We start from the raw sequence: 11,701 nt of genomic DNA, 5'->3' as shown, positions 1-11,701 counted from the left end.
GGCACCGGGGTCGGTGTCGGCGAGGGGGTGGGCGTGGGGGTCGGGGCGGGCGTGGGAGACGGCGTCGGGGTGGGGCACGGGTGCGGGGGCTTCGGGGGCTTGGGCGGTTTCGGGGGCTTCGGCGGCTTGGTGGGGTGCGGCGGATGGGCCGGATGGGTCGGGTGCGGGGGATGTGCGGGGTGCGTGGGGTGCACCGGATGGGCGGGGTGCGTCGGGTGGAGCACCGGATGCACCGGGTGCCCGGGGTGGGGCTGGCCGGGGTGGGCGGGCAGGGACGGCTGCCCGGGGTGGTGGACGGCGGCCGTGACCGCGTCCATGTCCACGTCGATCGTGACGTCCGTCCAGACCTCCACTTCGATGTCGACCCCGCCGGCGCCGGTCACCGAGACGGCGACCCGAGCGCAGGAGTCGACGTCCGTGTCGACCCCGGGGGCGGCGGACCGCCCGTACGCGGCACCGGTCAGCAGGGCGCAGGCGGCGGTCGCGCCCAGCACGGCGCCGGCCAGTCGGACGCCGCGGGCCTGCGGGGTGATCGGTCCCGGCATGGTGGATCTGGTGCCTTTCGTTCCGGCGACGGTGCGGCGGCGGTGGTTCGGTGACGATCGGAGGGCGGACACGAGGCGGTGCCGGGCACCCGAACGGGCTGCCCGACACCGTGTCAACTCGATCTTGTACAGCCGGGTTACGGCCGTCACCCGGTCAGCCGCGGCCACCCGCGATCTCGACGTTCTCCAGCACGCCGACCGCGTCCGGCACCAGGATCGCCGCCGAGTAGTAGGCGGTGACCAGGTAGGAGATGAGGGCCTTGTCGTCGATGCCCATGAAGCGCACGGACAGGCTCGGCTGGTACTCGTCCGGGATGCCCGTCTGGTGCAGGCCGATCACCCCCTGGTTGTCCTCGCCGGTGCGCATCACCAGGATCGAGCTGGTGTGCTCCTTGGTGATCGGGATCTTGTTGCAGGGCAGGATCGGCACTCCTCGCCAGGCCGGCACCTTCTGGCCGCCCAGGTCGACGTGGTCCGGGTACAGCCCGCGGGAGTTGAGCTCCCGGCCGACCGCGGCGATGGTCTTCGGGTGGGCGAGGAAGTACTCCGAGTCGCGGCGGCGGCTCAGCAGCTCGTCCAGGTCGTCCGGGGTGGGCGGGCCGGAGTGGGTCTGGATCCGCTGGTCGAAGTCGGCGTTGTGCAGCAGGCCGAACTCCGGGTTGTTGACCAGCTCGTGCTCCTGCCGCTCGCGCAGCGCCTCGATGGTCAGCCGCAGCTGGTGCTCGATCTGGTTCATCGGCTGGTTGTAGAGGTCGGCGACCCGGGTGTGCACCTTGAGCACGGTCTGCGCGACGCTCAGCTCGTACTCGCGGGGGCGCAGCTCGTAGTCCACGAAGGCGCCGGGCAGTTGGTGCTCGCCGTGGTGGCCGGCCGACATGGCGATCTCGGCCTCGCCGCGCTCGTTCTGCCGCTGCGCGGGCAGCGAACGGAACTCGTGGATGTGCGCCTGCAGCGCGGGGGAGCCGGCCAGCACGGCCTCGAACTCGGTGCGGGAGAGCGAGAGGACCGTTCCGGCGGTGAGGGACTTCGCGGTGTACTCCCAGACGGCCTCCGGGTCGAGCAGCGCGGACTCGCCGAAGCGGTCGCCGTCGCCGATCACCCCGAGCTCGGTGTCGTCGCCGTACCGGCCGCTGCCGACCCGGCTGACCTTGCCGTGCGCGATCAGGTGGATCCGGTCGGACGGGGTGTCGCGCTCGGCCAGCACCTCGCCCGGCCCGAAGTCCCGCTGGACGCAGCGGTCGGCCAGCACGGTGAGCACGTCGACGTCCTCGAAGCCGCGCAGCAGGGCGAGTTCGCCGAGCTCCCGGGGGATCACCCGGACCTGGGAGCCGGTCTTGACGAACTCGATCCGGCCGTCGCCGACCGTGTAGGTCAGTCGGCGGTTCACCCGGTAGGCGCCACCGGCTGTCTGCACCCAGGGCAGGACCCGCAGCAGCCAGCGGGAGGTGATCTCCTGCATCTGCGGGGCGGACTTGGTGGTCGTGGCGAGATTGCGCGCGGCAGCCGTGGTGAGGCTGGACTGCTGCTGCACCTGCGGTGCCTCCGGGCTCGCGTCCACGGACATCGGCAGGGTTCTCCTTCGTATGGTGCGCCGCCTCGCGCGGGCATGGCGGAGCGTCAGATCCTGTGTCGGGAAGGGAAGGCGGCGCCAGTCGTGTGCGGTGGACCGGCGCCCGGAACGGAACACTAGATCGTCACGCACCCTTGATCCGTCCGGCTGGCCGTCAGCCACCCCATCAGGTGAAAACACCTGCAGAAAGGATTGACCGGTGATCGACACGGCCGAACGGCTGCGGACAGAACCGGGCGCGCGGATCGGGTGCGGGGCGCGTTGTCGCGGCCGGACGACGCCGGACGCGCCGGGGCCCGCCGCCGGCTCCGCGAGCCGTCCGGCGGGCCCCCGCTGCCCCGCTGCCTGCTGCTTCTCCCCGTGCGGGATCAGGCCCTCCGCAGCTCCAGGGTGCAGCACTTGACGCTGCCGCCGGCCTTCAGCAGCTCCGACAGATCGAGACCGATCGGCTCGAAGCCGCGGTCGCGCAGCTGTTCGGCGAGCGCCGTCGCGTTCTGCGGCAGCACGACGTGCCGGCCGTCCGAGGTCGCGTTGAGACCGAAGACGGCGGCGTCCTCGGCGGTGGCGACCACCGCGTCCGGGAAGAGCCGCCGCAGCACCGCCCGGCTGCCCGGGGTGAAGGCCTCCGGGTAGTAGGCGACCGTCCGCTCGTCCAGCACCGCGAGGGCGGTGTCCAGGTGGTAGAAGCGCGGGTCGACCAGGGTCAGCCCGATCACCGGGCGGCCGAAGAACTCCTGCGCCTCGGCGTGCGAGCGCGGGTCGCTGCGGAAGCCGGTGCCGGCCAGCAGCAGGTCCCCGCAGAGCAGGTAGTCGCCCTCGCCCTCGTTGACGAAGCCGGCGGTCGCCACCTCGGCCAGGCCCAGGCCGAGCAGCCGCTCGCGGTAGGCGGGGGCCTCGTCCGCCCGCTCGCGGTCGCGGAACCGTGCGACCAGCGCCCGGCCGTCCAGCACCGTGGCGCCGTTGGCGGCGAAGACCATGTCCGGCAGGCCGGGCACCGGTTCGACCGTCTCCACGGTGTGCCCCAGGTCCAGGTACGTCCGGCGGAGCTGCTCCCACTGGGCGACGGCGAGCGCGGTGTCGACGGGCTTGCCCGGGTCCATCCACGGGTTGATGGAGTAGACGACGTCGAAGTGGGTGGGACGGCACATGAGGTAGTGCCGGGGCTGGGCGAGGCGCATGGTGGTGACCCCCAGGACGTGGCGGCGGGCCGCCGGGTGTGCGGCCGCGCCGCGAACGCTACGCGGGGTCCGCCGAACGGCGAGTGAACCGCGGGCGGCAGTGCAGTGACATCCGGCCACCTGGGTAAACCTTTCTCCGCCGCCCGAAACCCGTCGGCGCCCCCGGCCGTTGGAGGGATGTTCGGCGGCTCGGGGGCCGCCGGTCACCGGCTGCGGGACCGCACCCGACAGCCTGTCGGAGGAACACGTACGGGGGGAACACACCACCATGTCCGGAACCACCATGCCCGCAAGCACCGTGCCCGGGACCGCCGCGGCCGAGGACGCCGCCGAGGTCGTGATCGTCGGCGCGGGGCCGGCCGGGCTGGTCCTCGGCAACCTGCTGCTCGGCGCCGGGGTGCGGTGCACCGTCCTGGAGCGGCAGAGCCGCGCCCACGTCGAACAGCGCGCCCGGGCCGGGTTCCTGGCCGCCAACACCGTCCGGGTGCTCACCGAGAACGGCCTCGCCGACGGCCTGCTGAAGGACGGCCGGCAGCACGACACCTGCGCCTTCCGCACCGACCGCGGCGAGTTCCACCTGGACTACGGCAGCCTCGGCCGCGGCGAGGCCCACACCGTCTACCCGCAGCAGCACCTCGTCCGGGACCTGGTCGCCGAGTTCCTCGCCCGCGGCGGCGACCTGCGCTTCGAGACCCCGGTGGTCGGCATCACCGGTATCACCGGCGACCACCCCGCGGTCACCGCGCAGTCCGCGGACGGCACCCTGCACCGGCTGTCCGCCCGGTTCGTCGCCGGCTGCGACGGCCGCCACGGCACCGCCCGCACCGCCGTCCCGGCCGGGGCCGTCCGCCGCTACCGCCGCGACCACGGCGTCACCTGGCTGGCCCTGCTCGCCGCCGCCCCGCAGAGCATGGGCCCCGTCGCCTACGCCGTCCACGAGGACGGCTTCGCCGGCCACATGGCCCGCACCCCCGACATCACCCGCTACTACCTCCAGGTGCCGAGAGGCGAGTCCCCGGACGCCCGGCCGGACGCCCGGATCTGGGCCGACCTCGCCCACCGGATGCGCGCCGACCGGCACGGCCCGCTGCACGAGGGCCCGATCGTGGAACGCCGGACGGTCGAGATGACCTCCGACGTCCTCGACCCGATCCAGTACGGCCAGCTCTTCCTGGTCGGCGACGCGGCCGGCCTGATCAGCCCGGCCGCCGCCAAGGGCGCCAACCTCGCCGTCATGGAGGCGGAGATCCTCGCCCGGGGCCTGACGGCCGCGCTGCGCGGCGGCGACGAGCAGCCGCTCGCCCGCTACTCCGCCGACTGCCTGCCGCGGATATGGCGGGCGCAGGAGTTCTCGCACTGGATGATCAACCTGCTGCACGGCCCGGCCGGCAGCGGCGACGACGCCGTCTTCCTGCGCGCCCTGCAGCAGGCCCGTCTGGAGAGCCTGCAGACCTCCCGCAGACACCAGGACCACTTCGCCGAGAACTACGTCGGCATCTGACGATCAGTCAATCCACACACCACGAAACCCGCTCCACGGGGGAGACAACCGCATGGGCAACCCGCCCGGCGCGGCACAGCCGCGCCTGCATCCGCACGACCTCGACCGCATCCGCCGGGCCGCCGCCTTCGTCGCGGCCAACGACACCGGCACCGTCCTCGCCGACCTGCTGCCCGGCCTGGCGCCCGCCGAACGGGACGCCGTCGCCGCGCACAGCCGCTTCACCCACGCCGCCGTCCTGGTGTTCCCGCACTCGCTCGGCGACCTGCACGCCCTGCTCCTGGCGGAAGGGCTGGAGGCGGGCCCGATCGCCCCCAGCACGGTCGTCCGCGCGCGGCTCGCCCGCCGCTACGGGCGCAGCGCCGACAGCCTGGAGGTCGGCATCCTGCGCGCCCCGGTGACCGCGGCCGACGGCAGCCCCTGCGAGATCGAGATCTTCGCGCTCGCCGTCCCGCCCGGCTCCGGCCTCGACACCCTCGCCGCCGGCGAGCGCGCCCACGACCACGAGGCGCACCTCGCGCTGGAGGTGACCACGCCCGACCCGGTCGTGCTCGCCGGGCTGCGCGCCACCCTGCTGGACCGCGGCCGCACCACCGCCGACGGCGGCGGGCACAACGCCCACGAGGACACCACCGTCCTCTACTTCCGCACCGGCGCGGAGTCGGGCCACCGGCGGCTGGAACTCAACACCTCCGGCCACCACGCGGGCGTCCTCGCCGCCCACGGCAGCACCGGCGACCGCCCTGCCGACCGGCTGCTGCACCTGATGACCGGCGCCTGGGCCACCCAGGCCGTCGCGGTCGCCGCCGAACTGCGGCTCGCCGACCACCTCGACACCGCCCCGCGGCCGACCACCGAGCGGCTCGCCGAGCTCACCGGCACCCACCCCGACCGGCTGCGGCGGCTGCTGCGCTACCTCACCGAGCTCGGCGTGTTCGCCCCCGACGGCACCGGCTCGCACCGCCCCACCGAGCTCGGACGGCTGCTGCGCACCGACGCGGACCGGTCGCTGCACCCGCTCGCCCTGCTCTACGGCGGCCCCTTCTACCGCTCCTTCGGCGCCCTCGGATACGCCGTCCGCACCGGCCGGGACGCCTTCGAACACACCTACGGCGCCCACCACTTCGCCCACTTCGCGGCCGACCCGCAGCTCGCCGACCTGTTCGACCGGTCGATGGCCGCCAGTACCCAGATGTTCGACCCGATCGCCGAACTCGTCGACTTCGGCGCCGCCCGCGTCGTGGTCGACGTCGCCGGCGGCAACGGCGCGCTGATCTCCGGGGTGCTCGCCGCCCACCCGCACCTGGAGGGCGTGCTGCTGGAGCGGCCGCACGTGGTGGAGGCCGCCCGGGAGACGCTGACGAAGGCCGGCTGCGCCGACCGCTGCCGCCTGGTGGCCGGCGACTTCACCGAGGAGGTGCCCGCCGGAGGCGACGTCTACCTGCTCTCCCGGGTGCTGCACGACTGGGACGACCGGCAGTGCCTGGCGATCCTGCGCCGGCTCGCCGAGGCGGTGCCCGAGCACGCCGAACTCCTGGTGGTGGAACGGCTGCTGCCCGCCGAGGAGGACGCCGGCCCGTCCCTCGCGGTGCCCTGGGACGTCCACATGCTGTGCAACGTCGGCGGCCGCGAGCGCACCGCCGAGCACTACGGCAGGCTGTTCGCCGAGGCCGGCTTCGAGCTCACCGGTGTCGCCGAACTCCCGCTGGACGGCGCCCTGCTGGCCGCCCGCCGGACGCGCTGACGGCACCGGGCCCGGTACGACCGGGCGGGACGGCCGTCGGTGCGCCGTCCCGCCCGGCAGTGCCTCACCGCATCTGCACCTCCGTCCGGCGCACGGCCGAGCGGAGCACGAAGGCACCGCCGATCTCGATCAGGCCGAGCAGCAGCAGCCACAGCCCGAGCAGCCTGGCCAGCGCGACGGCGGACTCGACCGGGTAGGCGAGCACCACGATGCCCGCGATCACCCCGATCGCGCCCAGGAAGACCGCGAGCCCGCGGCCCGGCATCGACTTGGTGGAGATCGCCACGAACAGCGTCACGATCCCGGCCAGCAGCCAGTAGAGGCCGACCACGATCGCCAGGAATCCGACGGTCTGCAGCTGGTGCCGCAGCACCAGCACACCGGCCACCACCGACAGCAGGGCGATCAGCACGTGCAGCACCCGGCCGCCGGTGCCGTCCTCGTGGGTGAAGGCGGTGACGAAGCGGACCGCCCCGGCCACCAGCAACTGCAGGCCGATGATGATCGCGACCACTCGGGTGGTCTCCTCGGGCCAGGCGAGCATCACGATGCCCGCCACCAGGGTCAGTACTCCGAAGGACAGCGGCCAGAGCCACGACCTGCCGAGCCCGGTCAGCAGGTCCTGCGGGTCCGTGGGGGCGGGACGGGAGGGTGCGGTCATGGTGTGCTCCCTCGTTCGGCGGAGCCGGCGCACGGGGCGCCCGGAGCCCCAGTCTCCCGCCGCCCCGGCCGGCGGAGATCACCCGCGCCGGGTGGTGCGGGCGCACCCCGCTCCGGGGACGGTTGATCCGGAGTACCCCGCCTGCCGCACCCCCCGGGGCAGGCAGGCCGCCCGAGACGGGAGACGCACGGTGAACGACTACCCGCTGCTCAACATCTTCTGGACATGCTGTCGGAGGGCAGCCCGATCCCGTCGGTGCGGTTGACACGGATCTTCCGGCAGGCGCAGCAGTCGGGGGTGGTGACGAACGCGCACCGGATCAACGAGGGGCTGCCGCCGGTGACGGAGGGGCTGCCGGACTTCTTCCTGTTCGCGGAGGAGGACGCGGAGCGGGCGGCGGGGCTGACGGTGGACGTGGTGGCGCGGCGGATCCCGCAGCGGTTCGGCCTGGATCCGCGGCGGGACGTGCAGGTGCTGGCGCCGATGCACCGTGGTCCGGCGGGGGCGGGGAACCTGAACACGCTGTTGCAGGGGGCGGTGACGCCGGCCCGGGAGGGGTTGGCGGAGCGGCGGTTCGGCGGGCGGACGTTCCGGGTGGGGGACAAGGTGACGCAGATCCGGAACAACTACGAGAAGGGGGCGAACGGCGTCTTCAACGGCACGGTGGGGGTGGTCGTCTCACTGAGCGTGGAGGAGCAGCGGCTGACGGTGCGCACCGACGAGGACGAGGAGGTGCCGTACGACTTCGACGAGCTGGACGAGCTGGCGCACGCGTACGCGGTGACGATCCACCGGTCGCAGGGGAGCGAGTATCCGGCGGTGGTGATTCCGGTCACTACATCGGCATGGTCGATGCTTCAGCGAAATCTTCTCTACACGGCTGTGACGAGGGCGAAGAGACTGGTTGTACTGGTGGGGTCACGGAGGGCGATCGGGCAGGCGGTGAGGGCCGTCAGTGCAGGTCGCCGGCACTCCGCGCTTGATCATCGGCTGGCGATTGGATGATCCGCCGGGGGTGCGGTACGGTCCCGGGTTGTCTTGACGTGAAGAGATTTAGGGCGGAACCTGGTCTGGTGCCGATCTTGTCCGGTTCACACCGGCTTCGGCGACAGGTTTTGTATGGCGGGCCCCTTTTCGGCCCACCCCGGGTGCGCGGCTGTCCTCCGGATGGGGGATCGTAGGAACGTCAGGGCACTCGGATGAGGATTCATTTCGTCGGTGAGGAAGACGTGAGCGACAACTCGGTAGTACTGCGGTACCAGGACGGCGAGTACGAGTACCCCGTCGTCGAGAGCACTGCGGGCAACGCCGGCTTCGACATCTCGAAGCTGCTCCCGCAGACCGGCCTGGTCACCCTGGACAACGGCTTCGGCAACACCGCCGCCTACAAGTCCGCGATCACCTTCGTGGACGGCGACAACGGCATCCTGCGCTACCGCGGCTACCCGATCGAGCAGCTCGCCGAGCGCGGCAACTTCATCGAGACCGCGTACCTGCTGATCAACGGTGAGCTGCCGAAGGCCGAGGAGCTGACGGCCTTCAACGACGAGATCACCCAGCACACCCTGCTGCACGAGGACGTCAAGCGCTTCTACCAGGGCTTCCCGCGGGACGCCCACCCGATGGCGATGCTGTCCTCGGTGGTCGGCGCGCTCTCGACGTTCTACCCGCAGAGCCACAACCCGTTCGACGCGGACCAGCGCCACATGTCGACGGTGCGCCTGATGGCCAAGCTGCCGACGATCGCGGCCTACGCCTACAAGAAGGCGATGGGCCAGCCCTTCGTCTACCCGCGCAACGACCTGAGCTACGTCGAGAACTTCCTGCGGATGACGTTCGCCGTCCCCGCCGAGGACTTCGAGATCAACCCGGTCATCGTCAACGCCCTCGACAAGCTGCTGATCCTGCACGCGGACCACGAGCAGAACTGCTCGACGTCCACCGTGCGCCTGGTCGGCTCCAGCCACGCCAACCTGTTCGCCTCGATCTCGGCGGGCATCTCGGCGCTGTGGGGCCCGCTGCACGGCGGTGCGAACCAGGCCGTCCTGGAGATGCTCGAGCAGATCCAGAAGGACGGCGGCGACGTCGACGCCTTCATCCGCAAGGTGAAGAACCGCGAGGACGGCGTCAAGCTGATGGGCTTCGGCCACCGCGTGTACAAGGCGTTCGACCCGCGTGCCGCGCAGGTCAAGCTCCTGGCGCACGAGGTGCTCGGCCAGCTCGGCAAGAGCGACGAGCTGCTCGACATCGCGCTGAAGCTGGAGGAGCACGCGCTCAGCGACGACTTCTTCGTCTCGCGCAAGCTGTACCCGAACGTGGACTTCTACACGGGCCTGATCTACCGCGCCATGGGCTTCCCGACCAGCATGTTCACCGTGCTGTTCGCGCTGGGCCGGCTGCCCGGCTGGATCGCCCACTGGCACGAGATGATCAACGACCCGACCAGCCGCATCGGCCGTCCGCGGCAGATCTACACCGGCACCGCGATCCGCGACTACGTGGACCTCGGCGACCGCTGACCCGGTCCGTGCGAAGGGCCCGGCCGCTCCCCTCGGGGCGGCCGGGCCCTTCGGCGTTCCGTCTGGCCCCGGGGTCGCCGGGAAAGACCCGGCGCACGGCACCCGGGTGCGACCGTGCCAGGAACGGCCGCTCAAAGCGTCCCTGACCTTCGCACCCCGGCGCCGTGCGCTGTGCCGCCGAACTCGTCGGCGGCGGTACCGGGGCCCGCCGGAGCCCCGTTCGCGGCAGCGCGACCGGTGCGGAGGCGTGAAGCCGTTCGCCACACCGCCGCTGGCCGGAGAAAACTGCCGCAGTACACACGGTATGACGTATCCGGGGTCCGGGAGTTACGTTCCCGGAGTGTGACTTGTCTCTCTCCACGCTCCGTGTGCGCGCGGTGCCGGAGTCGAGCCGAGCGGTCCGTCCCCTTATCACACGCTTTCCGGCGCGCTGCGTCACCCTCCCCGCAGTCTTCGCAACCCAGCGTGATAGGAATCGACTCATTCCGATACGGACCGTCCGCACGCGTCTGCGGCGGCGTCGGGGCAGGGAGGGAGAGCGCGGATGACCAGGAACGTCGTCGTCACCGGTGGTGGCACCGGCATCGGGTACGAGGTGGCCCGCCGCTTCGCCGAGGCGGGGGAGCGCGTGGTGATCGTCGGGCGCCGGCGCGCGGTCCTCGAACGGGCGGCCGTCGAACTCGGCGAGAACGTCTCCACCCTGGTCTGCGACCTCGCCGACCCGGACGCGGTCGAGCACGCCCTGGACTCCCTGCCGGCGACCGTGGACGTCCTGGTCAACAACGCGGGCAGCCGGGAGACCGTGATCGGTGCCGGCCCGCACGCCGTACTGGCGCGCTGGCGCGGCGACTTCGAGCGCAACGTGCTCACGGTGGTGCTGCTCACCGAGTCGATCCGGGAGCGGCTCACGCCGGGCTCCGGCCGGGTGGTGACGGTCAGCTCCATCGCGGCGCTGCGCGGCGCCGGCTCGTACGGGGCGGCGAAGGCCTCGCTGCACGCCTGGAACAACTTCCTGGCAGCCCAGTTGGGCCCGTCCGGGATCACCGCGAACATCGTCGCCCCGGGCACCGTCTCCGGCACCGAGTTCTTCGGCCCGCGGCTGGACGAGGCGGAGGTCTCGCGCCGCGCGGCGCGCACCCTGCTGGGGCGGATCGGCGAGCCGTTCGAGGTCGCCGCGGCGGTCCACTTCCTGGCCTCGCCGGAGGCCGGGTTCATCACCGGCGAGATCCTGCACTGCAACGGCGGCGAGCTGCTCGGTCGCTGAGCACCACGGCGACGGCCCCGGGCGGAGATCCGCCCGGGGCCGTCGGCCTTGTGCGGACGCCTCAGGAGGAGGCGTCGAAGCGGCGCAGCCGCAGGCTGTTGGTGACCACGAAGACCGAGGAGAAGGCCATGGTGGCGCCGGCGACGACCGGGTTGAGCAGCCCGGCCGCGGCGAGCGGGATCGCCGCGACGTTGTAGGCGAAAGCCCAGAACAGGTTGCCCTTGATGGTACCGAGGGTGCGGCGGGCGAGCCGGATGGCGTCGCCGGCGGTGCGCAGGTCGCCGCGGACGAGGGTGAGGTCGCCGGCCTCGATCGCGGCGTCCGTCCCGGTGCCCATGGCGAGGCCGAGGTCGGCCTGGGCGAGCGCGGCGGCGTCGTTCACGCCGTCGCCGACCATGGCGACCGAGCGGCCCTCGGCCTGCAGCCGCTTCACCGCGGCGACCTTGTCCTCGGGGAGCACCTCGGCGAGGACGTCCTCGGCGGGGATGCCGACCTCGGCCGCGACGGCCTCGGCGACGGCCCGGTTGTCGCCGGTGAGCAGCACCGGGCGCAGGCCGAGCGCACGCAGGTCGGCGACGGCGGCGGCGCTGGTCGGCTTCACCGTGTCGGCGATCTCCAGGACGGCCCGGGCGGAGCCGTCCCAGCCGACCACCACGGCGGTGCGGCCGGCCCGCTCGGCGGCGGCGCGGGCGGCGGCCAGCTCCGCCGGCATCGGCAGC

General features: G+C 72.7%; 9 protein-coding genes and 1 pseudogene. 5 read left to right on the top strand and 5 right to left on the bottom strand.

Translation table 11 applies throughout. The annotated features are described in order from the left end of the window. From ABZ641_RS15205 to ddaH, 3 genes are all read right to left on the bottom strand, one after another. Positions 1–545, bottom strand: a 545-nt coding sequence (locus tag ABZ641_RS15205; protein WP_359982110.1) for a hypothetical protein, incomplete at its 3' end; no start/stop codon positions are given. 154 nt (positions 546–699) lie between these two features. Continuing rightward, a complete protein-coding gene (locus ABZ641_RS15200; RefSeq protein WP_359982107.1) occupies positions 700–2,109 on the bottom strand; it encodes a family 2B encapsulin nanocompartment shell protein in 1,410 nt (469 codons plus the stop codon). A gap of 374 nt (positions 2,110–2,483) precedes the next feature. Then, positions 2,484–3,308, bottom strand: a complete 825-nt coding sequence (gene ddaH, locus ABZ641_RS15195; protein ID WP_344624180.1) for a dimethylargininase — start codon at positions 3,306–3,308, stop codon at positions 2,484–2,486. Positions 3,309–3,576: 268 nt separating this feature from the next. Here ddaH and ABZ641_RS15190 point away from each other — a divergent pair, with 268 nt between their 5' ends. Together ABZ641_RS15190 and ABZ641_RS15185 are read left to right on the top strand one after the other, a co-directional pair. Beyond that, positions 3,577–4,794 carry a 4-hydroxybenzoate 3-monooxygenase gene (locus ABZ641_RS15190; protein ID WP_359982104.1) on the top strand — a complete coding sequence of 406 codons (1,218 nt, stop codon included), beginning with the start codon at positions 3,577–3,579 and terminating at the stop codon, positions 4,792–4,794. A 52-nt stretch (positions 4,795–4,846) separates the two neighbouring features. After that, entirely contained in the window at positions 4,847–6,538 is a 1,692-nt protein-coding gene (locus ABZ641_RS15185) for a methyltransferase (protein ID WP_359982101.1), read from the top strand. Between the two features lie 64 nt (positions 6,539–6,602). On the opposite strand, the gene ABZ641_RS15180 is transcribed toward ABZ641_RS15185, so the two are convergent. Further along, positions 6,603–7,199 (bottom strand): DUF308 domain-containing protein, encoded by a 597-nt coding sequence (locus ABZ641_RS15180; protein WP_344624166.1) that lies wholly within the window; start codon positions 7,197–7,199, stop codon positions 6,603–6,605. 192 nt (positions 7,200–7,391) lie between these two features. On the opposite strand from ABZ641_RS15180, the pseudogene ABZ641_RS15175 reads away from it, so the two are divergent. The 3 genes and pseudogenes from ABZ641_RS15175 to ABZ641_RS15165 form a co-directional block, all read left to right on the top strand. Next, a pseudogene (locus ABZ641_RS15175) lies at positions 7,392–8,204 on the top strand (ATP-binding domain-containing protein); the annotation flags it as partial. A 224-nt stretch (positions 8,205–8,428) separates the two neighbouring features. After that, on the top strand, positions 8,429–9,718 hold the full coding sequence (locus ABZ641_RS15170; RefSeq protein WP_344627017.1) for a citrate synthase: 1,290 nt from the start codon (positions 8,429–8,431) through the stop codon (positions 9,716–9,718). 544 nt (positions 9,719–10,262) lie between these two features. Next, the gene (locus ABZ641_RS15165; RefSeq protein WP_344627018.1) at positions 10,263–10,982 is read left to right on the top strand and encodes an SDR family oxidoreductase; all 720 of its coding nucleotides are present in this window, start codon (positions 10,263–10,265) and stop codon (positions 10,980–10,982) included. Positions 10,983–11,043: 61 nt separating this feature from the next. On the opposite strand, the gene ABZ641_RS15160 is transcribed toward ABZ641_RS15165, so the two are convergent. Next, positions 11,044–11,701, bottom strand: a 658-nt coding sequence (locus tag ABZ641_RS15160) for an HAD-IC family P-type ATPase (protein WP_359982096.1), incomplete at its 5' end; no start/stop codon positions are given.

Origin of the sequence: Kitasatospora sp. NPDC007106 (assembly GCF_040634455.1) — a bacterium.
GTDB lineage: Bacteria > Actinomycetota > Actinomycetes > Streptomycetales > Streptomycetaceae > Kitasatospora > Kitasatospora arboriphila.
Note: the sequence above shows the minus strand (reverse complement) of the source record. Positions and strands in the feature narration are given on the sequence as shown.

Bases quoted from the DNA above. Each gene is read 5' to 3' on its own strand.
- ABZ641_RS15190 (WP_359982104.1), top strand. From the start codon at position 3,577: ATGCCCGCAAGCACCGTGCCCGGGACCGCCGCGGCCGAGGACGCCGCC.
- ABZ641_RS15180 (WP_344624166.1), bottom strand. From the start codon at position 7,199: ATGACCGCACCCTCCCGTCCCGCCCCCACGGACCCGCAGGACCTGCTG.
- ABZ641_RS15185 (WP_359982101.1), top strand. From the start codon at position 4,847: ATGGGCAACCCGCCCGGCGCGGCACAGCCGCGCCTGCATCCGCACGAC.
- ABZ641_RS15200 (WP_359982107.1), bottom strand. From the start codon at position 2,109: ATGTCCGTGGACGCGAGCCCGGAGGCACCGCAGGTGCAGCAGCAGTCC.
- ABZ641_RS15165 (WP_344627018.1), top strand. From the start codon at position 10,263: ATGACCAGGAACGTCGTCGTCACCGGTGGTGGCACCGGCATCGGGTAC.